Source organism: uncultured Kriegella sp. (assembly GCF_963975415.1).
In the GTDB taxonomy this organism is placed as follows: domain Bacteria; phylum Bacteroidota; class Bacteroidia; order Flavobacteriales; family Flavobacteriaceae; genus Kriegella.
This window is the reverse complement of record NZ_CAXBGN010000010.1, coordinates 67,343-87,907: the sequence shown is the minus strand read 5'-3', so window position 1 is coordinate 87,907 and position 20,565 is coordinate 67,343. Positions and strand designations below refer to the sequence as shown.

Genomic DNA, 20,565 nt, shown 5'->3' with positions numbered 1-20,565 from the left:
GTCAAATAGCTTTTAATAGGATGTTCAAATCAAGTTTTTTATGCGATATTTTGATGTTGGTCGCCTTCTTTCGATCTATTCCTGAAAATAGAAATGCCACTTTCTCCTTTCCATTTGCAGTTCTTATGATTTTGTATAATCGTTGTTCTTCTGAATAATAGTAATGCTTTGAATTGTGCAATAGACATTCTGAAATGGTTTCTTGATTTTTCTTAAAACTATTTTTTAAGAAGGGGTTTTCGGTAATCAAGGTTTTAAAGTCTTTCTCTAAGATACGAATCAATATTTTTTTGTCCATATCGGGTACTATATAGTTGACGTTAAAATCATCTGTCAAGAACAAAAAATCAAAAATCGTATTGCCCATTTCTGTAGTGAAAACGACCCTATGCTTGTTTTGGCCAAGTTTTTTTACAATAAGTATGCCACTAAAATTTTTCTTAAAAACGCCGATATCGGCCTTATACACATAGTCCTCGGCGGGGTCTGAAAAATACGGATTGATGTGGGAGGATTTCGTTATTTCCGTCTGTTCAAATTGTTGCCGTTTCGGATACGAGCTACATGAAAGAATGAATACGGAAAGACTAATGAGTAAATACCGCATCTGGCAAAGGGATGTTTACTATTCTATTTGAAAAAATAATTTGTGTATAATCATCTGAGGGTTCAACCATTTTTACCGTTGTCACTTCTCCTTTTTCATTAAAAATGAGATGAAAGACTTTAATGAAATCTGAAAACGCTTGTTCCTTCGGCGCAAAGTGAACTTCGCTTTCGACACCATTTTCGTAGTAGGAAATATTAAATTCCTCCGTATTGAACATGTCGCCCTTTATGCTATTTGTGATCAATTTGTTGAGTTGTTCGAATAACTTGTTGGAACCCAAATCCATATTGCTTTTTTTTCCCTCGTTATTGATATAAAGGGTTTCATCTTTAAATATTAGGGCATATTCAAAGGGAGTCCGGTATTCCCATTTCACCAGATTGGGAGACTTATAACTTAATTTTCCGGTTGATTTTATGTCATTGGATAAAAAATCAAGATGCTTGTATTGAATGAAGTCACTGGTAATAGTTTCAGTGGTAATTGCCAATTCTTTCACTTTGGCTTCTAGGGCTTTGGCCTTGGAAGGATCCATTTTAGTTTGTGCAAGTAGGCTTCCCGTAAACAAAAAAAGTAGTAAAAAACCAAATCCGGGTCGTATTGCAGTCATAGTGATTTCGGATAGGGAGGGTACGTTATGCATAGGGCTTTATGTTAAACAATTGGTCAATCGTTACCGACTGCAAATTCTGCTCTTGTAAAAATAACAATAACTGTTCCAGAACTGCTACGGTCTTTTCGTTCGTGTCATGGAGCAGTACGACATCTCCTTTAGTGATATTCTTGGTGATTTTGTTTAATACCTGTGCTTCGGAGCGTCCAGTCGTGTCCAACGAGCGAATGCTCCAACCAATTGCCAATAATCGTATTGTTTTTAAAGCTTTTCTGATATTCGGATTTGTTACCCCGAAGGCAGGGCGATACAGTTTCATTTCTTTGCCTATGGTTTTTTTAACAAGGGAGTTGGTTTTTTGTAATTCGGCAATTACTTTTTCAGAACTAAAAAAACCAAAATTATTGGGATGGGAATAGGTGTGGTTGCCGATGGTGTGCCCTGCAGCATCGATGTCTTTAAATATTGCTTCGTTGGTTTCGATATTTTCACCGATACAAAAAAAAGTAGCCTTGGCATTATACTGCGCTAAAAGGTGTAATATTTTAGGGGTAAACTTTGGATGGGGGCCGTCATCAAAGGTGAGGGCGATATGGTTTTTTGTGCAGTTTTTATTTGAATGTAAAGCGTCGATATGGTAGTTCCATCGAACATGGAATGAACCGATAACGGTCAGTGTAAACCAAACCAAGGCCAAAATCAGATAGGCCCACCATGGCATATTGTAAAATATACTTCCTATTAAAAGAATAAAAATGATGGCAACTGCAAGCCTATTTATGGTATGGAACCTTAACATCGGTATAATAAGGTGAAACTATGGTTTTCTCCGCGATATTGGTTGTACAGCAATACAGTGTTGATTTGTGTGGTGGTTTCCTTATTTAGTTTTACGATTTCCGGAATCTTTTGCGTCTTTATCATTTTTGCTGCTAGCCAAGTGCCAAAGCCCGATGCGGTATAAAATTCCCCGCAAAGGTGTTTGAAGGCTACTTGAGCGGTGTTTTTGAAAAGACCCTTGCTCAATTCATGGTACCAACTATCAAAAGTGACATCCCCATTGTTGCCCATGACCACAACATCGATATTGCCGACATCTAAATTGTTTTCTTTTAAAAAATCTTCGAGCACTTGGTTCAGATTTTCTTTGGCCAAAGTATTATAGGTCACAATTGCCCCCAATGTCGCATAGGTGTCGTTTTGTTTGGAATTCGACAGCACAAAAAAATTGGCTCCTTCACTAAATATGGCTCCTTCCGTTTTCGATTTTAGAAGTTCTGAAGACTTTATTTTTTCCTTTTTAATGTGGTTTATGAGTCGATGTATTTTAACCGTATGGTCTCCCGATTCATCGACCCCGCCTACCAAAATAGAAGAAGCTTCGTCGTTTTCCAGTTGTAATTGAGCATCTAAAAGCGCCGATTCAAACGAAATGCTGGCGTGTACGTATGTGAAATTATAGCCCTTGCAGCCAAGCCCCAATGCTATTTGTCCGCCAACAGTGTTGTGGGTCGACTGAATAAACGATGTGGGTGTTAAATATTGTTCGTCATTATCGATAAGGGCGCTGACAAATTTTTCAGAATCTACGGTGCAACCAAATCCTGTTCCTGTAATAATAGCATCTACATTTTCCAATTTCGCTTCCTGGAGTGCGATTTTCGAGGCCACCACTCCCATTTTTATTCCTTTAGCCATTCTTCGAGCTGCGGCCGGGGGAATATATTCTTTGTAATTAGGGTCGATAACCGACATTACGGTATCGTCATGGTCAATAAATGCCTCTAGAAACTCTGAATTATCAAAAGTTCTTTGAGCTGAGATGGAAGCTACACTGTTGATATAAACTTTGCTCATGACTTTTTGGAAAAAATGACTGTAGAACAATTGCCTCCGAAACCCAACGAATTGGATAATACCGTGTTCAATTCCTTTTCTTTGGTTTGGGTTTGGGGCACCAGATTAAACTCTTTCATCGGCGTCTCAAAATTGAGATTGGGATAGATGGTGTTGTTTTGAATTGCGAGTACGGCATATACGGCTTCAATACCGCCGGCAGCCGCTAGTGTGTGCCCGGTATAAGGCTTGGTCGAACTGAAATCAGGTATCTTATTTCCAAAAATGCGTAAAAAGGCGCGGCCTTCGGAAAGATCGTTGTTTGAAGTTGCTGTTCCATGGGCGTTGATATAGTCGATGTCTTCGGGGCGCATTTCGGCAACCTTCAAGGCCTTTTCCATGGCAAGGGTCGCCCCGTCACCATTTTCCGAAGAGGCAGTTTGATGGTGAGCATCATTGGCATTTCCGTATCCCTTTACGTAGGCCAATACTTTTTTGTTTCCTGCGCGCACGACTTCTTCTGATTCAAGTACCAAAAATGCAGCGGCTTCACCTAAGTTCAGTCCTTTTCTATTTTCGTCAAAAGGAGTGTTATCGGTATCGGATAAGATCATCAAGGTCTTAAAACCGTTGATGGTGAATTTAGACAAGCAATCGGATCCGCCCACGATAACACGATCCAATTTACCTGATTTTATCAATCTGGCCCCAAACATAATGGCATTGGCCGCTGAAGAACAGGCCGTACTGATCGTGGTGACAAGACTTTGTTCGATTCCCAATTGTTGGGCAATTTTTTGGGTCGAATCACCCGCATGGTGTCCTTCGATATATTTTTGAACAGCTTCGTCTTCCAAATACTGATAAAAATATTTTTCGGTCATGTCCATACCGCCTACACTTGTCGAGGAAACCAAACCCGTGCGGTAATCTTTGATATCGGTAATCTGGGCGTTGGCCACGGCTTGTTTGGCTGCTATAGCACCCAATAACGCCGTTCTTGAGTAGTTGTTTTCTGGTGTTAACCCCAGCTGTTCTTCCAACTGCGCATTTGTCAAATCAATTTCACCTACTTTAATGGCATCTTTATGGATAGTGGTAATCTTGGAAATTTTGGAAACCCCGGTTTTACCCGAAATCAGCGCATTATAATTTTCCTCCACATTGTTTCCAATAGCGGAAATGATACCCATTCCTGTTATGGCGACGCCTTTGTTCATTTTGAGAAACTAAAGTATGCTATTGTGAAAGTACATTTATCGACTATTTAAGGGTTTATTCCGTTGGTACAGGAGAAGAATGACCCAACCCGATAAGGGGAATTGGAAAAATCTAAATTTGGTCGAGAACCGTTCTAACCTCGTACTTCCCGAGAAAAGGACAAGGGAGTAACAAAATGCCGATTATTTTGTTTTGTTGGCCTCAATATAATTGGCCATGGTCTCAATGGATTCGAATATCTTCTTCCCTTCCTTGGGATCTGATAATTTAATACCATAATCCTTATCCAACATTACGATAAGTTCAAGGGCATCGATCGAATCCAGCCCCAATCCATCTCCAAATAACGAATCTGTGTCGGCAATTTCATCCACGGTAACATCCTCGAGGTTCAATTGCTCTATAATTTTTGATTTTAATTCTTGTTTTATATCTCCCATGGTGACTAATATAATCTTTTTATTTCTTCTGTACTATGTATGAAACGCCCTTCCTGTGAAACCAAATATAGAAAGGCCTCGTAGTTTCCCTTGTCAAAATCAATCCATCCGCAGAGTACTTTTTCGGCCTTGTCGCCAGCTAGAATGCTCGTGCTATATTCGAATAAATAATCGGGGTTAAAGGCATCAAAGATAAAAAAACTATTCTCGGAATACAGTTTGTATTTGATGCTAATTTCACCGATGCAAATATTGGGCAAGGTATATACAAATACTGCAGGGCTGGGGTAATATGCCGTGATATCCTGAATAGATTCTTGATGTTTTCGATCCGTGTCCAAGCTTGATGCCCGGTTGGAAAAAACGACGGCAATATTTTCTTTCCTTTCTGGAGATATGTTTTCGTGCTTTAGAAGCACATCGCCCGCCATAAATGCCAGCTTACTCAAATTATCCATTTTAAAAAATTTGGGATAATCGGTGTCGAAATATTGATAAGCCGATTTTATAAATGATTTGAAGGGGTTTTCCCCTTTAAAGAGAAGCGCTCCGTTCAGAGATACTTCATTGTTCTTGATATGGCAATAGGATGTTATTCGGTGGTTGTCTTTCGTCATTTTTTCAATTTTTGAAAGATTATGGCCGCATTACACCCTCCGAACCCTGAAGCTGTCTTTAGAAATGTTTTAAGTTCTTTTTGAACGGTTTTCGTGATGACGTTTATAGGTCTCGATACGCCGAGTTCTTGAAATCCTTTGGATGCGAATAGGGTATTTTGGTGAAGCGAATACATGCCTACAATAGCTTCCAAAAGGCCAGAGGCTCCCAGGGTATGCCCAAAATATCCTTTTAGGCTATTGAGCGGCGTTCCATGTAGGCCCAATCGATCAAAAGCGATGGCTTCCATTTCATCGTTGAAAGGGGTTGCCGTACCGTGGGCCGATATATAATCGATTTCTTCGGAATCTATAGTGGCTTCATCGAGGGCGGATCTTACAGCCCTGTAAAGACCCTCTCCTGTACGTGAAGGACCTGAAATATGGTTGGCATCGTTACAGGATGCATCGCCTAAAATTTTGACGGCTTCCTCCGATAAATGGTCAGCGCTTTTCGTAACCAAAGCACTGGCGGCCACTTCACCAATATTAATACCGGAGCGTGTTTTGCAATAGGGACGGCAGCGAGTAGGGCTTAATGCTTGAAAAGATTGAAAACCCGATAGGGTGAAAGGGGTTACTAGGTCTCCACTGACTATAAAAACATGGTCAAATCGGCCCTGTTGAATAAATCGTTTGGCAATGGCAACGGCTAGAATTCCCGATACACAAGCATTTGAAACTACGATTGGATCTGTTTTAAATCCGAAAAAAGATTGTACAATTTTGCCCAGCTCCCCCAAATATGCCCGGTCTTTATTGAAGGGGCTATCTTCTGAGAGTGCATCGATATTTCCTTTGGTAGTCGAAATAATGAGTCCGACCCTATCGTTCAATTCCAAATCCGATTTTGCGATTACTTTTTCCAAAGAAACCAATAACATTTGCTCTAAACGGGTGTATTCTTGCTTCGGATTTAAAGTTTCGAAAACGGCTCTGGTTTTATCAGCGGGAACAAGGGAAGAATAAAATGGTTCGGGAAGCATTTTAGGATTATCGACCAGTTGTAGTCCTGACAATTCGTTTTTGATATTGATTACTGCTTCCTGCGAATCAAAACCAAAGGATGACACAATGTTGTTATGTGATAGATAGGTGCTATTCATCTAAAAGTCCGACTTTTCGCTTCCAATCTAAAAAGAAATCAGGAATGGTCAAAGACATTTCGCCGCCAAGCTCTACGAAAACTTGGATTGTTTCACCGGTACAGACCAATTGATCTTCAGGATTGAAAATTTCATATCGAAAAACCATTTTAGCGGCTTTGGAATCTACATAGGTAGTTTTGACCGTTGCAACATCACCGTAGCGCAATGGCAATTTGTGTTCGCTGCTACTTTTTACGATCGGGGTAGAGAAGTTGTGGTCTTTTTGGTCTAGGTACGATATTCCATGATGGCGCCCAAAGGCCTCTCGGCCGTCTTCGAAGTACTGAATATAGTTGCCGTGCCAGACGATGCCTAGCGGGTCGGTCTCTACGAAGCGTACCCGTATTTCACTGATATATGTGATTTCTTTATTGGTTTTAGACCGCATTTTTTCGTTCGTTATAGCCAATGGCAATTAGCGTAGTGACTGCAAAAAAGCCGAATAGCAACGCTATTTCGGGTATGATTTCAGAAAATTCACTATGCCGTAAAAATACGTCATAGAAGGCATTTAACCCCCAATTCATGGGAGATATATTCGAAAGCAACTGCATAAACTTGGGCATAACGAATATGGGAACCCAGACCCCGCCCAAGGCGGCCAAAATTACGACCAAGGTGGCTCCAAAAGGTGCCGATTGTTCTTGTGTTCTGGCAATGGTGCCCAATAGTAGTCCCAGTCCTACTGCTGCCAGGCCCGCAAATAAAGCTACTACAAAAAGTAGCGGAAGTCTCCCTGAAACATCCAATTCGGGTAGCCCCATCATCGGGAACAGAAACACCCCGATCAACAACATCAACGCAAATTGCACCAAACAAACACTGGTATAGACCAATGTTTTGCCTCCCAAAACCGTGGCATAGGAAACGGGGTTGGTACGCAGGCGAACAAAGGTACCCTGGTTTTTTTCTTTGACCATATTTATCGATAGGGGCAAAATGATGAAAAAGATGGCGAAAAGTGTCCATGCCGGAACATTGTGTTGGCTCGAGTTCGGAATAATATTCCCACTATTTTTTCCCGGTACAATTTCGGTAAACGTGATAAAATTTTCGGTATCAAAAATAACTTCCGAAGCATCGTCGGTCAGTTGTTCTTGAAAGGCTTTGTAGATCGTTTGGGTTTCAATTTTTGATATCATGCGGTCTATGCCATTCTTTACCGAACTTTTGAACGATTGTTGCGTCGCGGGATCAAAATAGAGTTTTACCTCCTTAGGCTCCAATTTTGATTTTACCACGGGAATACTGTCTTCCCCTTCTTCCAATCCGAATTTGGCCAGGATACCATCCACATTTTCAGTGACCTTCTGGTCCAGGTCTGTAGAAAGATTCTCAGGTATGACGATGGCCAATTGATAATCGCCCCTTAAAACCAGTTGTTTAGCTTCCTCCTCAGAAGTTTTGGAAATGATTTGAAAGGAATTCGATTCCGCTAGGTTTTCATGTATGTTTTCCGAAACGGTACCCTTGTCATAATCTACCATTAAAATTGGAAGCTTGGTATCGGTAATCGTTTTAAAAGTGCTGTCTTGAACCAGTGTAATGACAATAAGCAAAAGCAACGGCATGAGAAATAGAATGGCAAGTCCGCCAATGTCGCGAACCAGCAACAGTATTTCCTTGTATGTCGATGCCCATAATTTATGCATGGTCGCGAAGGGCTTTACCGGTTTGTGCCAAGAAAACTTCCTCTAAATTATAAGCGTTTTTCTGTGCGTCAATAAGGGCTTTGGGGACTCCTTTGCAAACAATTTTTCCATGGTCGATAATCGCAACGCGGGTGCAAAAATTTTCTGCCTCGTTCAAATGATGTGAGGTATACACAATTGTGGTGTCACGCTCATTTAGGGCCTTCAAGTGGTCTATGATTGCATTTTTGGATTGTACGTCAACACCTACCGTTGGTTCGTCTAAAAACAACACCTTTGGTTGGTGCAGTATACTCGCTATTAAATTAATGCGTCGTTTCATGCCGCCGGAAAATGCCTTGATTCTTTTATGGGCAAATTGATCCAACCCCAAAGTTTTTAAATGCACATGGATTTTATCTTTCAGTGCTTCCCCCCTCAAGCCGTACATACTTCCGAAATAGCAAAGATTTTCATAGGCAGTTAAGGATGGGTATAGTGCATATTCTTGCGGAACAATGCCAATAAGTTGCTTAAGCTCGTTTTTATTAGTGTGATAGGTGAGTTCGTTTATGGAAAATGAACCCGAGGTTGGTTTTAACAAAGAGCAAAGCATTGAAATCAACGTTGTTTTTCCTGCCCCATTTGGGCCTAAGAGTCCGAAGATTTCCTTCTCATAAATAATCAAATCCAAATCGGATACCGAAAAGTAGTCGGCACCTTTATATTTTTTTGATAGTTGGTTGATTTGAATCATAAGATATAAATCTTCATGGAGTTGGGGAAAACAGAAATTGTTGTAACTGAAATTTCACCTGTGCTATATACTATTCAAACCGCATTTCGCAAGGCCTTAAAAAAAGCTTCCTCTTTTTTGGCTATGGCTTCTAATTGGGCAGCTACTTTATTATAGGCATCGGTCTGACTGCTGCGATTTTTGTAAATGCGGGAAGCATCTACCGCAAAATCACGCCATTGATCTCCGATGATAGTCATTTCCTTAGAATGCTTTAATAGCGCATCGTTTTTCAAGAGTTTACCTGATTCTTGTAGAAAGGCGGCATAGATATACCGAAAACCACCACCCCCAGTTCCGATTTCTTCTTGCATGCGGACAATCTGTCCTAAATAGTGGTTGGCCTTTTTAGTACCTAATTTGTTAGGCCATTTTCTGATGCTTTTGGCGACCCATCGCATCGCCTTTACACCGACGATGGGCACAGGGGCAGTCATATCGCGACAAGTTTGTTTTATACCTTTCACGATGGCCTTTTCCAACTCAAGCGCTTCGGGGAATTCGATAGGGTAATACATGTGGCCTTTTGGAGCAAAAGCCCCTTTGGCAAATCGCACTTTTTCGAGTTCTTTTTCGGTAAGCGTAGTCACCGACTCCATAACCGGATCACTAATAAGATAAGTGTCTTCATCTTTACCATATACGACCATGTTGTGCGCATTGAAATGAAAGCGATATTCGTCAGGGAAATAGGGGAGGTTGTACACCCCGACTTGAAGCCCAACCGGGTTATTCTTTTTTAAATTTTCGTCTAATTTAGCTTTGGCCGCTGTCGGACTTTTGAATTTTTCCCGCCTAACCTTGATACCGGTTCGTTTGGCAAATCGATTGAAAATTAAGCCAGGCATGGCTCTATAAGTGAAAACCGGGGCATGGTTTACTTTTATGAAAGGAAGGTAGCTGAACAGTAGTCCTGCGCCAATACCAAATACCATGGGTTCGCTGACCTCAAAACCATTGTGGCGCATAAGGTTCGATACTACACCATTCTCGCAATGGGCAGCTTGTTTGTGAGTGAAATCTATCTTCATGCTTCAGGGATCTACTTTCTTCAATTCTTCAATGGTTATATCGAAGGCATCGGCATATTTTTGTAATGTTTTTAATGTAAGCTTTTTAAACACAGTGGGCTTGAAGTGTCTTTTTACCCGCCATTTCCAGAACCCGACATAGCTCGCTAAAATACCGAGATCCATTTTGTGAAGTTCCATATAATAGGCAATAGGGCTTAGTTCGTTGTTTAATACGCGGGTTTTTGCCATTGCGGCCCGCTCTTCGATATCTTGTATGGCATTGTCTAGAGCGATGGTTTTTGGGGCCCAGCCAGTGCTTAGTTCGGTGGTGTACTCACCATTCTCGTCAACGGCATAATACATATCTTTGATGTTTGCCGACTCTAGATTGCTTTTGTCTTGAGGTACTTCATCCTTCTTCATTAGAGCTCATGAATTAAAAAATTCAAAGTACAATCTACGATTAAATCATCATTTCTAAAAGTACTGCCTTGTATTGTACAGATACTCATGGTACCGGTATCATATCGAGAGATGAGTTTGGCCTTGGTTATCAAGGTTTCATTAACTTTCGGCAAGTCGGTTATCTCTACTTTTTTGATGGCACTGATGTATCCGATAATAGTATTGCCGTTGCCCTCGAGGTCATCGGCGTCAAAATAGCTTTGTCCCACAATTGCCGAACAAGCTTGGGCCGCATTTTCGATTAGACCAGTTTCTGAGAGTACATTATTTTTAACGAAAACACAGTCCGGAGAAATATCGAATTCAGCCGTTACCGAATCGGCATCGATATAGGCAATATTGTTGACCATAAGCATAGGCTGCCTATGTGGAAGAAATTTTTTGATATCTATATTGTTGCGAACTTGTTTCACCTATTACGCCAATGCAGTTTTCATTTCACTAAGGGCAATTATGGTTTCATTACACGATACTTCGGCCCGTACCAAAGTTATTCCCATTATACTGTGTAAAATAGTAACACTTGTTATTAGTTCTTGACCAATTTTTGGCAATGCTATGATTTCTACCTTCTTAATTGCTCCTATGTACCCTGTGGGAGCAGGCTCCTTTTTTAAATAATACTCATATCCCGTATGCAGGGCTACCGTTTGTGCCATATTTTCAATTAAGCCAGGGGCATTGAAGATAGCGTTATCGGTAAATAGGTTTTCTGCCGTTATAGAAAGCCCCGAAACTACCCGTTCTTGTGAAAAATAGAGTAATTTGTCTACCATCACGAAAGGTTTTTTTTGAGGAATTAAGTCAAGAAGAACACTTTCATCAGTTATGGTGTGCGGGAGTAAATTCATTTAACATACGGTTAAGTAAGCGTATGTGTATGAAAATCTTGCACTTTCAGGAACGTGAAGCAATATTCGATCTCCTTTTTTTAATTTACCTGAATTTACCAGTTCTTCCAGCATTACGTAAATAGATGCCGCCCCTACATTGCCAACCTTTTGTAGGTTTAAGAACCATTTATCCCAAGGCATCTCTATGCCTTGATTTTTCATTTCATCATATAGGCCTTGCTTAAAATAATAAGAGGAAATATGTGGAAGGTAATAATCGACATCGTCAGGGGTAATATTATTTTTTTTATAGGCCAATTTTAAACTATCGACGCCTTTGACCAATATATTGTCACCCAATAACCGGGTGTCTTGTTTCATGGCAAACAATGATTTTTTACCCCATACTTCGGCTGGGTATTCACTCCATGGTTTTAGATGGCCGTCGGGCAATTTGTCACCACCTGCATACATACAGGTCTCCATTTCATGGGCATAAGAATAGCCCTCCATCCATTCTATTTTCAGCGGAGTTTCTCCTATAGGCTCAGGCTGCAACAAAACCGCACCAGATCCATCGGAAAGCATCCAACGCAAAAATTCTTTGTTAAAAGCCAAAATAGGGCTCTCTTCCAACTCTTTCAGGTATTCCACTTCATTTTCAAAAACATCGGCCTTCATCCAAGACGAAGTTCTTTCCGACCCAGTACAAACAGCATTTGTTACTTGCGCTGTCATCACGGAGAGATATCCGTATTTTAGGGCATTCATGCCTGAGCAACATGCACCGGAGACAGAGTTGATTTCCATGTTTCTGTTTTTTAGAAAACCATGGACCATAGAAGCGTGGGAAGGCAATACTTGATCCGGACTTGAAGTGCCGCACGATAATAGTTCTATGTCTTTCGCGGTAAACTTTTCATCGCACAGGAGCTCTATGACTTCTTTGGTTAATTGGGCATTGTTGTGGGTAACCTGACCATCATCATCAACCGCATAATATCGGGTCTTGATTTGATTGTTGCGCAATACTATACGTCTGGCCTTGGAGGCTTTCCCGTTAATTATTCCCAGTATTTTCTCCATAAGATCGTTGTCAACAGGCCTATTGGGTAAAAACTTGGATATTCTAGTAATGTAAACGTCCTTCATCAATTATCCTTTAGTAAAACAGAGGAATAATAGCGTTTTTCCTTGTTTCTCTTTTGGTACATGGGCAAATAAGTGAGCAAAAATACAATAAAAACTATAGGGGTTATAACCCAGACTGCAAATAACAAATAATATTTGAATATTCCGATCCACTTCGTTCTTTCGGGATTCCCGGGGCTTCCTTTTTTTATAAGGTGATTCGCCCATTTTGAAAATACGATATTACCTCTTTCATCGGTCATGACCAAAAATGGATTCACCCGAACGGCATCTAATTCGAGCAATTTTTGTTGTAAATTTTTAAAATCATTATTCAATAGTGCCTCTTGTATTGGCCCGCCGAATTTTTCGGCTGTTCGAATATCTTTGTCAGAAACCCCTGGTTTTGGAAAAACACCTTTGTACCGGTCTTTTTTTCCTGAAACCATCCAGTATTCAATGGTAATGACACTGATATGGTTGATGTGCCGATCGACCAAAGCGATATGGCCGACCAAATTTGCATTGACCGCTGCCAATAGTTTTTTTGTTTTTTCTTGTGCTTGGATCCACATATTGCGACAAGCAACGACGGTAATTACGGGAGTATCCTTTAACAGCTTTTTGGCAGCTTCCGATTTCAAAAAGGAATTTATGGGAATGGAGGGGGTCAAATACCAAACTTGATACCCCAGGATAACTAGGTCATATTTTTTATTGAGAATTTCCGGAGGGATAGGTTGTAATTCCGAAGGGATTTGAAGAAAAGATTCGGGGAAAACATCATAGAATTTTTTCGATTCCCATGGGAAATCAAAAGACTTTTTTGGTGTTATCTTCAAGTAGGAGATGTTGACTTGGTCTCCTACAACGGTCTTGGTAATATTATTAAGAATGTCGTACAGTTGTCCTGTTTGGGAATAATAAATAACCAGTACTTGCTTCATTCGTTTTCTTTTGTGTTCCAAAAATTATAATAATTGAACCATTGTAATGGATACTTTTTAAGTATCCAATCTACACTATTTAAATAACTTTCGAGTAATGCCGGGGCATCTCGATTTTTTACTTCGGCAGTTCTTGCATATAAATGGTAGTGTTTAGGGGTCTCTTTCATTACATATACGAAGAGTACCGGAACATTAAGGCGGGAGCCCAATAAAAATGGCCCTGCTGGAAAATGTGTGTCTTCTCCCAAAAAATTGGCGGTCAAAGTTTTTTGACCATCAAAATATCGGTCACCCGTAAAACATACCAATTCACCTTTGTCTAAAGCACTTTTGATATCAAATATATGTGACATATCTTCCTTGACCAATATAAATTTGATTTTTGACTTAGCCGTAACACTTTCTAAATATGATTTGATATTGGCATGTTCGGCATCGGTGGTGACCAAGCTGATCAATGATTCTGAATCGAGGTCATCAAAGAAGTGTGCTGCCGTCTCAAAATTGCCTACATGAGCACTGATCATAATACCGCCCTGTTTTTTTTTAAGAAGGTTTTCTATACGCTCAATACCATCAAATTCATAGGTGAACCGATTACGAAGACCGGAAGATATAGCAACTTTGTCAATAATGGTCTGACCGAAAACAAAATAGCTTTTGTAAACGGAGTATATGCTTTTAAGGGATGTGTATTTTCTTCTCTTTCGAAAGTAATAATAGATAGAGCGAGCGCTATCCCCAGAAAAAAAACAATAGTAAAGGGCGACAAAATAAAGTAGAAAATAGGAAGCTGGAAGTCCGAGATTCTTGATGAAGAAAATAAAAATTCTATAACCTAATACCGTACCTCGGGATTTTCCTTTCCATTCCGTTGCCATTGCCGGTTTTTACGGTAATCAACCTAATTTTCTTTCGATTAGGTCATAAAAATCTTGAAGAGTGACCACGTTGACGAAATCTTCACCTGATAATTTCACCCCGAAATTGCTTTCAACAGCAACGACAAGGTCGACAAAGTCTAGACTGTCAAGTTCTAAAGTCTCCTTTAGATTGGCTTCTGGAGCAATTTCATCTTCCTCAACCTCAAATTCATCAATGAGAAAGTCGTCTATTTTTTCAATGATAACCTCTTTATTCATCTGCAGCAAGCATTTTTTTTATAATCAATGCGGAATTGGTACCGCCAAATCCGAATGAATTGGACAAAAATACATCAATTTTTTTATTTAAGGTTTTCTTAACTAAGTTTAATTTGGCCGCAGCTTCATCGGGTTCGTCTAAATTTAGGTTCGGGGCGATAAAAGAATCTTGCATCATAATCATCGAATAGATGATTTCACTCGCTCCTGCCATCCAACATTCATGCCCGGTCATTGATTTGGTCGAACTTATGTAGGGTGCACTTTCGCCGAAAACTTGATATAGTGCTTTTGCTTCATTGGCATCTCCAACAGGAGTAGAGGTGGCATGGGCATTTATATAATCAATGCTGCTTGCTTTTATACCCGCATCTTTTAATGCATTGGTCATTGCTCTGGCCGGACCTTCAACATTTGGCGTTGAGATGTGTTCTCCATTGCTGGAAAAGCCGTAACCGACGATTTCCCCAAGAATGGGCGCTCCACGTTCAAGGGCCGACTCAAGGCTCTCGACAATTACCGTGGCACCGCCACCACTGGGCACTAAGCCGTTTCTTTTGCGATCAAATGGCCGCGATGCTTTTTCTGGGTTATCGGTATCTGTGGCAAATACACCCAAACCATCAAAACTGGCCATAGCAAAGGAGTTGATTTCTTGGGCGCCACCACAAATGATGCAATCTTGCATTCCGCTTTTTACCAAATGGTAGGCCATTCCAATAGCATGAGAGCCACTAGCGCAGGCTGCACTAATGGTAAGATTGATGCCTCTTAATTTAAAAATGGTCGAAAGATTCATCGTAATCGATGAGTTCATACCTTTGAAGATAGCACCCGAACCTACCAATGTCGTGTCTTTTTTCTCCCTAACAATGTCGATAGATTCAATAACGGATTTAGCAGTGCTGTCGTTGCCATAAATAATACCAACTTCATTCGTATCAAAAAATGATTGTGTCAATTTGGCATTTTCAAGGGCTTCTAAAGTGGCGACATAGGCAAAAGCCGCTTCTTCGCCCATACTGATTCTTTGTCGTCTTGTAAGTAGTGCCTTCAAGTCGGGGGCTTCAACCATCCCGGTCAGCGGAGACCGATAGCCAAAGGCTTCCCTTTCTTTATCAAAGACAATTCCTGATTTTCCTTCATATAGGGAATTTTTTACCTCTTTCAAGTTTTTTCCGATACATGAATAAATTCCCATCCCTGTAATCACCACTCGCTTCATCTGTCAAAATCATTTTAGGAGTAGATGCCCCCATTAATGTTCACCACTTCACCGGTAATATAAGATGCATTTTTGGAAACTAAAAATGAAACCAAGTGAGCCACTTCTTCGGGCTTCCCGAATCTATTGCCCGGAATCATCTTCTTGAGCTCCTTTTCATCAAGTTCGCCTGTCATATCGGTTTTGATAAACCCTGGTGCAACTGCATTTACAGTAACGTTTCTTTTGGCTACTTCTTGTGCAAGGGCCTTGGTCGCTGCAATAATAGCTCCTTTTGCTGCTGAATAATTCGTTTGTCCGGGGGTGCCCTTCAATCCGGAAACCGAAACCAAATTGACAATCCTTCCGTAACGGTTTACCAATAGTTTCTGGATTAAATGATTGGTGACATTAAAAAAGCCGTTCAAACTTGTATCGATAACATTTGACCAATCTTCTTGGCTCATCCACATGAAAAGCCCGTCTTTGGTTATTCCGGCATTGTTAATAATAACTTCGACCACAGCCTCTTTGTGGTTGTCTTGCCATTGGTCGAGCGCTTTTTTGACCGCTTTTGCATCGGCAACATCGAATTGTAAAAGTTCGCCAGAACCCCCTGCTTCCGCTACCTGTTTTAAACTCTGCTCGGCGGCTTCCACATTGTTGTTGTAGTTAATAAGAATTTTGTAGTCGAAATCTTTGGCCAATTGAACACAAATTGCTCGGCCTATTCCCCTTGACCCACCGGTAACCAGCGCGTATTTTATTTTATTTTCCATGTAATGTTTTGCAAGAATCTATTGCGAGGTATCGACAAAATTTTCAGCGTTCTTATACCATTGGCCACCTATGACTTTTCCATTTTCATCTAGAAACCCCCACCCTTTTTTAGTTTTTACCCGAGCAAGTCCATCAAGAAAGCCTTTGTCTTCACCACTTTGGAAGAATGCAAAACCGACCGATATGTCATATTCGGCAGGTATGACCATTGTTCCTGATTTATCTATGAATCCCCAATCTTTTACCTTTACCGGAGCTAAACCGTTATCGGCAAATATTTCGGCATCCTTATACTCAAAACTGATGATTTCTTCACCTTTTTCATTAATGTAACCCCAACTCTTACCGTTCGCAACAGGTGCTAATCCGTTCTTAAAGGCCCTTGCCTTGTCAAATTGCGGTTCAATGATCCATTCACCCTTGTTGTTAAGAAACCCCATTTTTTTATTACTTCTGGCGTAAGTAAGCGTAGAGCCATTCCTGAAATCCCAAATTTTGTCTATCCCAGAAATTACCTTAAGATTGCCATCTACAAAAATGCCAAAATCTTCTCCTTTTTTCCCCCAGAGACCATTTTTATTATAGCTACCAAGTTCGTCGTATTCGGCAGGGATAGTCAATTGTCCTTTTTTATCAATCATGCCCCAGAGTTCCCCGTTTCTTACCTTGGCACGACCATCCCAGAAATTCTTAATCTCGTCGAATTTTGGTTCTAAGATAAACTTTCCATCAGTTCCTAAAAGACCGATTTTTTCGGCTTTTTTGAAAATAGCGACACCATCATTGAAATCATAGTATTTATCCGGTACGGGGGTTTCCAAAATCTTTCCCGAAGCATCAATATAATTCCATTGGTCGTTTTTTAAAACTAAGGCAATACCAGAATTAAAATCTTTTACCCGGTCATATTCAGGTTGAATGGCCCATTCGCCAGAGGTGTTGATATACCCCCATTTTCCGTCTTTCTCTGCACCGGCAAATTTACCGGAAAAGCTTAGGGCCTTTTCGAATTTTGGTTGGATGACATATTCTCCCGATTTATTGATATAGCCTACAAGGTCTTTTTCTTTGACCATGGCCAATTTTTGAGACTGTACTAAAAAGGAGCTAAGAAACAGAGCAGTAAATAAAATTCGTAGCGCTTTCATTGTTTTAATTGTTTTGATGATTAATAATATAGTTCTTGACTTTATTGACATAAGGATACATGACTACATCCTTGTCAAAGGGGGGAACTATCATTCTAATCGCATCATACATGCTTTTGGTTTTGGAAGATACTTTGTCTTGAACCTTCAAGAACTCAATGGCCTGCACAATTGTAATAAGATGAATGGCCATGACCTCAAAACCGTTTTCGATTACCTTTTTTGTTATCAATGCGGCATTGGTGCCCATGCTGACAATGTCTTGATTGTCGTTATTGTTCGGAATGCTATGCACATACATAGGGTTTGAAAGCATTTGGTTCTCGGCAGTGGTCGAAGTCGCCGTGAACTGAACGCCTTGCATGCCGAAATTCAACCCTAGTTTACCCAAGTTTACAAAGGGTGGAAGAATGTCGTTCAATTTTGAGTTCATCAAATAGTTCAACTGCCTTTCGGCCAACATGGTCATTTTTGTGACCACGATTTTCAGTTTGTCCATTTCAAGTGAGACATAGTCACCATGAAAATTACCACCGTGGTATACGTTTTGGTTTTCGACATTGACAATGGGGTTGTCGTTTGCCGAGTTTACCTCTTCGATCATTATTGCCTCTACGTTGTTCAGTGTATCTAAAATGGGCCCTAGTATTTGAGGTACACAACGTAGCGAATAATATTCTTGAACCTTTTCCTCGAATACGGTAATACCGTTGTTGTCGGTGTATAAATGGTGTTCCCGTTTTCGGGTCAGCGTACTGTCTTTTAGGTGGCTACGCATCGCACGGGCAATTTCTCGCTGACCAAAATGTCTTTTGGTCTGATTCAGATCTTTAGACAAATGGTCGTCATATGCCTGAACGATTTCATTGATCGCCGAAGAGCAGGCAATCATCCATTCTAGCAGCCTTCTTGAGTAAATCGTGTTGACAACACCTATTCCGGTCATTACCGAAGTGCCATTGATCAAGCCTAGGCCTTCTCGAATCTCAACGGTAATAGCTTCTAGGTTTTCTGCCTCGAAGACTTCTTGGGTAGCTTTTCGTTCACCTTTGTAAAACACCTCTCCTTCACCGATAAGTACTAGTGCCAAATGGGCCAATTGCACCAAATCTCCACTGGCACCAACCCCACCATGTTCATATATCAAGGGAATGATATCTCTATTGATCAGTTCGGTCATTAAGGTAATTACTGATGTATGTACCCCAGAATTACCTAAGCTTAATGTGTTTAAGCGAGCCAACATTGCCGCCTTGACATATTTCGGGGGTATCGGGTTGCCGGAACCAGATGCATGGCTTCGAATCAGGTTATACTGTAATTGAATTCTTTCCGAATCCTTTATCTTGTATTGTGCCATGGGGCCGAACCCCGTGTTTACACCATATATGACCTTATTCTTTGAAAATTCCTTTAGAAAATCAAAACTCTTCTGCACAGTTTCAAAGACCTTTTTGTCAACTGAGATAGGTTGATCCTTGAAAATAACTTTGTAAAAATCCTCTATCTCTAACTTTCCTTTTATTTTTGGCATTTATGGTTGGATCAAGCTTAAATAAGCATCAATTTATAAATAAAATTAGTTAATTTGGTTTGCAAATTTATAATAATTAACGAATCTATATTTTATTGTCGGAATGAATATCGAAAAGGTAGAGGTATTAATTATCGGAGCAGGGCCTTCAGGCTGTGTGGCTGCTGCCTATTTATTCGGTCAGGGAGTTAAGATTAAGGTTGTCGAGAAGAATAAATTTCCTCGGTTTGTAATTGGGGAAAGTCTTTTGCCAAGATGTATGCATCATTTTGAGGAGGTCGGTTTATTGTCGTGCCTCGAAAAACAACAATTCGAAATTAAGGCAGGTGCCCGGTTTATGAAGAATGGCCAAATTTGCAATTTTGATTTTTCAAAGAAACACACCCCAGGTTGGGATTGGACTTGGCAGGTTCCTCGTGCAGATTTCGATATGACCTTGACCGATACGCTTATAGACCGAGGAGTCGAAATTGCCTTTGAGCAGGAGGTAGTGGATGTGGCTTTTACCGATGAAGATGCCATTACTACGATTAGGGATAAAGAAGGGCAAGAGGTTCAAGTCTCATCAAAATATATTATAGATTCGAGTGGTTTTGGTCGCGTATTACCGCGATTACTCGATCTTGAAAAACCTTCTTCGATACCTGAGCATTCTTCAATTTTTACCCATGTGAAAGAGTTGAATAGGCCTAAAGGAAAAGAGGGTACATTGATTACTTTTGATATAATTGATACTGACACTTGGTTGTGGGTCATTCCTTTTTCAAATGGATACACGAGTATTGGTTATGTTGGGAAAACGGAATATTTAGAGTCTTTTGAAGGCGATAATAGCCAAAAGCTTAGCGCTATGATGAAGTTGTCAGATTATTATTATGACCGCTTTAAAGATCTTGAATATGAGTTTGAGCCAAAAATGATCAAGAATTTTTCAAAATCCGTAAAACAGTTATATGGAAAGCGCTATGCGCTTACGGGAAACAGTGCAGAATTTTTGGATCCGGTTTTTTCATCAGGGGTAACATTTGCTACAGAATCGGCACTTTTAGCTGCTAAATTAATTACAAGGGAACTACGAAATGAAAAAGTCGATTGGGAAATCGAATATGCGGAACATATAAAAGAGGGGGTTGGAGTTTTTGCAACCTATGTAAAGGAATGGTATACCGGAAACCTTCAAAAGATCTTTTTTCATAAACAAGAAAACCCGATCATCAAGGCACAGATTTGTGCCGTTTTGGCAGGATATGTTTGGGACAAGACCAACCCGTTTGTAAAAAACCATTCCCGATTGGTGAAAACGGTGGCCCATATTACTGATATGGAAATAGAAGGGAAGATATAATTTACGCCAAGATGTTCGATAATACTTTTGGCTTCGATTTTTTATTAAGAAAAATGGCGAACGTATAAG

Annotated in this window: 24 protein-coding genes; 1 reads left to right on the top strand and 23 read right to left on the bottom strand. The window is 40.3% G+C overall.

Annotated elements, in window-relative coordinates:
• Position 1 precedes the first annotated feature (1 nt).
• From AACZ88_RS18720 to AACZ88_RS18610, 23 genes are all read right to left on the bottom strand, one after another.
• A complete protein-coding gene (locus AACZ88_RS18720; RefSeq protein ID WP_339713633.1) occupies positions 2-607 on the bottom strand; it encodes a hypothetical protein in 606 nt (201 codons plus the stop codon).
• Positions 588-1,253: an outer membrane lipoprotein carrier protein LolA gene (locus AACZ88_RS18715; protein ID WP_339713631.1), complete on the bottom strand. Its 666-nt coding sequence runs from the start codon at positions 1,251-1,253 to the stop codon at positions 588-590. The genes AACZ88_RS18720 and AACZ88_RS18715 overlap by 20 nt, the downstream gene beginning before the upstream one ends.
• On the bottom strand, positions 1,246-2,022 hold the full coding sequence (locus tag AACZ88_RS18710) for a polysaccharide deacetylase family protein (protein ID WP_339713628.1): 777 nt from the start codon (positions 2,020-2,022) through the stop codon (positions 1,246-1,248). The genes AACZ88_RS18715 and AACZ88_RS18710 overlap by 8 nt, the downstream gene beginning before the upstream one ends.
• On the bottom strand, positions 2,016-3,080 hold the full coding sequence (locus tag AACZ88_RS18705) for a beta-ketoacyl synthase N-terminal-like domain-containing protein (RefSeq protein ID WP_339713625.1): 1,065 nt from the start codon (positions 3,078-3,080) through the stop codon (positions 2,016-2,018). Before AACZ88_RS18705 ends, AACZ88_RS18710 begins: the two co-directional genes overlap by 7 nt.
• Entirely contained in the window at positions 3,077-4,279 is a 1,203-nt protein-coding gene (locus AACZ88_RS18700; RefSeq protein ID WP_339713622.1) for a beta-ketoacyl-[acyl-carrier-protein] synthase family protein, read from the bottom strand. The genes AACZ88_RS18705 and AACZ88_RS18700 overlap by 4 nt, the downstream gene beginning before the upstream one ends.
• Before the next feature lie 183 nt (positions 4,280-4,462).
• A complete protein-coding gene (locus tag AACZ88_RS18695; RefSeq protein WP_339713619.1) occupies positions 4,463-4,720 on the bottom strand; it encodes a phosphopantetheine-binding protein in 258 nt (85 codons plus the stop codon).
• A 5-nt stretch (positions 4,721-4,725) separates the two neighbouring features.
• Positions 4,726-5,337, bottom strand: a complete 612-nt coding sequence (locus AACZ88_RS18690; RefSeq protein WP_339713617.1) for a 3-oxoacyl-ACP synthase — start codon at positions 5,335-5,337, stop codon at positions 4,726-4,728.
• Positions 5,334-6,482 carry a beta-ketoacyl synthase N-terminal-like domain-containing protein gene (locus AACZ88_RS18685; RefSeq protein ID WP_339713614.1) on the bottom strand — a complete coding sequence of 383 codons (1,149 nt, stop codon included), beginning with the start codon at positions 6,480-6,482 and terminating at the stop codon, positions 5,334-5,336. Before AACZ88_RS18685 ends, AACZ88_RS18690 begins: the two co-directional genes overlap by 4 nt.
• The gene (locus AACZ88_RS18680; protein ID WP_339713612.1) at positions 6,475-6,912 is read right to left on the bottom strand and encodes a thioesterase family protein; all 438 of its coding nucleotides are present in this window, start codon (positions 6,910-6,912) and stop codon (positions 6,475-6,477) included. The genes AACZ88_RS18685 and AACZ88_RS18680 overlap by 8 nt, the downstream gene beginning before the upstream one ends.
• Positions 6,902-8,176 carry an ABC-2 transporter permease gene (locus AACZ88_RS18675; RefSeq protein ID WP_339713609.1) on the bottom strand — a complete coding sequence of 425 codons (1,275 nt, stop codon included), beginning with the start codon at positions 8,174-8,176 and terminating at the stop codon, positions 6,902-6,904. The genes AACZ88_RS18680 and AACZ88_RS18675 overlap by 11 nt, the downstream gene beginning before the upstream one ends.
• Positions 8,169-8,912 carry an ABC transporter ATP-binding protein gene (locus AACZ88_RS18670; RefSeq protein WP_339713607.1) on the bottom strand — a complete coding sequence of 248 codons (744 nt, stop codon included), beginning with the start codon at positions 8,910-8,912 and terminating at the stop codon, positions 8,169-8,171. Before AACZ88_RS18670 ends, AACZ88_RS18675 begins: the two co-directional genes overlap by 8 nt.
• Positions 8,913-8,986: 74 nt before the next feature.
• Positions 8,987-9,982, bottom strand: a complete 996-nt coding sequence (locus AACZ88_RS18665) for a BtrH N-terminal domain-containing protein (RefSeq protein WP_339713604.1) — start codon at positions 9,980-9,982, stop codon at positions 8,987-8,989.
• A 3-nt stretch (positions 9,983-9,985) separates the two neighbouring features.
• On the bottom strand, positions 9,986-10,387 hold the full coding sequence (locus tag AACZ88_RS18660) for a helix-turn-helix domain-containing protein (protein WP_339713602.1): 402 nt from the start codon (positions 10,385-10,387) through the stop codon (positions 9,986-9,988).
• The gene (locus AACZ88_RS18655; RefSeq protein ID WP_339713599.1) at positions 10,387-10,842 is read right to left on the bottom strand and encodes an ABC transporter permease; all 456 of its coding nucleotides are present in this window, start codon (positions 10,840-10,842) and stop codon (positions 10,387-10,389) included. The genes AACZ88_RS18660 and AACZ88_RS18655 overlap by 1 nt, the downstream gene beginning before the upstream one ends.
• Positions 10,843-10,845: 3 nt before the next feature.
• Complete coding sequence (locus AACZ88_RS18650) at positions 10,846-11,280, bottom strand: hypothetical protein (protein WP_339713596.1); 435 nt, start codon at positions 11,278-11,280, stop codon at positions 10,846-10,848.
• Positions 11,281-12,414, bottom strand: a complete 1,134-nt coding sequence (locus AACZ88_RS18645) for a beta-ketoacyl-ACP synthase III (protein ID WP_339713593.1) — start codon at positions 12,412-12,414, stop codon at positions 11,281-11,283. It abuts the gene before it with no gap.
• Positions 12,414-13,340 carry a dialkylrecorsinol condensing enzyme DarA gene (locus tag AACZ88_RS18640; RefSeq protein WP_339713590.1) on the bottom strand — a complete coding sequence of 309 codons (927 nt, stop codon included), beginning with the start codon at positions 13,338-13,340 and terminating at the stop codon, positions 12,414-12,416. Before AACZ88_RS18640 ends, AACZ88_RS18645 begins: the two co-directional genes overlap by 1 nt.
• Positions 13,337-14,224, bottom strand: coding sequence for a lipid A biosynthesis acyltransferase (locus AACZ88_RS18635; RefSeq protein ID WP_339713587.1), 888 nt, complete (start codon positions 14,222-14,224; stop codon positions 13,337-13,339). The genes AACZ88_RS18640 and AACZ88_RS18635 overlap by 4 nt, the downstream gene beginning before the upstream one ends.
• Before the next feature lie 18 nt (positions 14,225-14,242).
• A complete protein-coding gene (locus AACZ88_RS18630) occupies positions 14,243-14,485 on the bottom strand; it encodes an acyl carrier protein (RefSeq protein WP_089891499.1) in 243 nt (80 codons plus the stop codon).
• Positions 14,478-15,710 (bottom strand): beta-ketoacyl-[acyl-carrier-protein] synthase family protein, encoded by a 1,233-nt coding sequence (locus AACZ88_RS18625; RefSeq protein ID WP_339713576.1) that lies wholly within the window; start codon positions 15,708-15,710, stop codon positions 14,478-14,480. The genes AACZ88_RS18630 and AACZ88_RS18625 overlap by 8 nt, the downstream gene beginning before the upstream one ends.
• A gap of 14 nt (positions 15,711-15,724) precedes the next feature.
• Entirely contained in the window at positions 15,725-16,456 is a 732-nt protein-coding gene (fabG, locus tag AACZ88_RS18620) for a 3-oxoacyl-ACP reductase FabG (protein ID WP_339713876.1), read from the bottom strand.
• 30 nt (positions 16,457-16,486) lie between these two features.
• Entirely contained in the window at positions 16,487-17,617 is a 1,131-nt protein-coding gene (locus AACZ88_RS18615; RefSeq protein ID WP_339713573.1) for a WG repeat-containing protein, read from the bottom strand.
• Positions 17,618-17,621: 4 nt separating this feature from the next.
• Complete coding sequence (locus AACZ88_RS18610) at positions 17,622-19,151, bottom strand: aromatic amino acid ammonia-lyase (RefSeq protein ID WP_339713570.1); 1,530 nt, start codon at positions 19,149-19,151, stop codon at positions 17,622-17,624.
• A gap of 103 nt (positions 19,152-19,254) precedes the next feature.
• Between AACZ88_RS18610 and AACZ88_RS18605 the strand changes: the two genes are divergently transcribed.
• Positions 19,255-20,496: an NAD(P)/FAD-dependent oxidoreductase gene (locus AACZ88_RS18605; RefSeq protein WP_339713567.1), complete on the top strand. Its 1,242-nt coding sequence runs from the start codon at positions 19,255-19,257 to the stop codon at positions 20,494-20,496.
• Positions 20,497-20,565 lie beyond the last annotated feature (69 nt).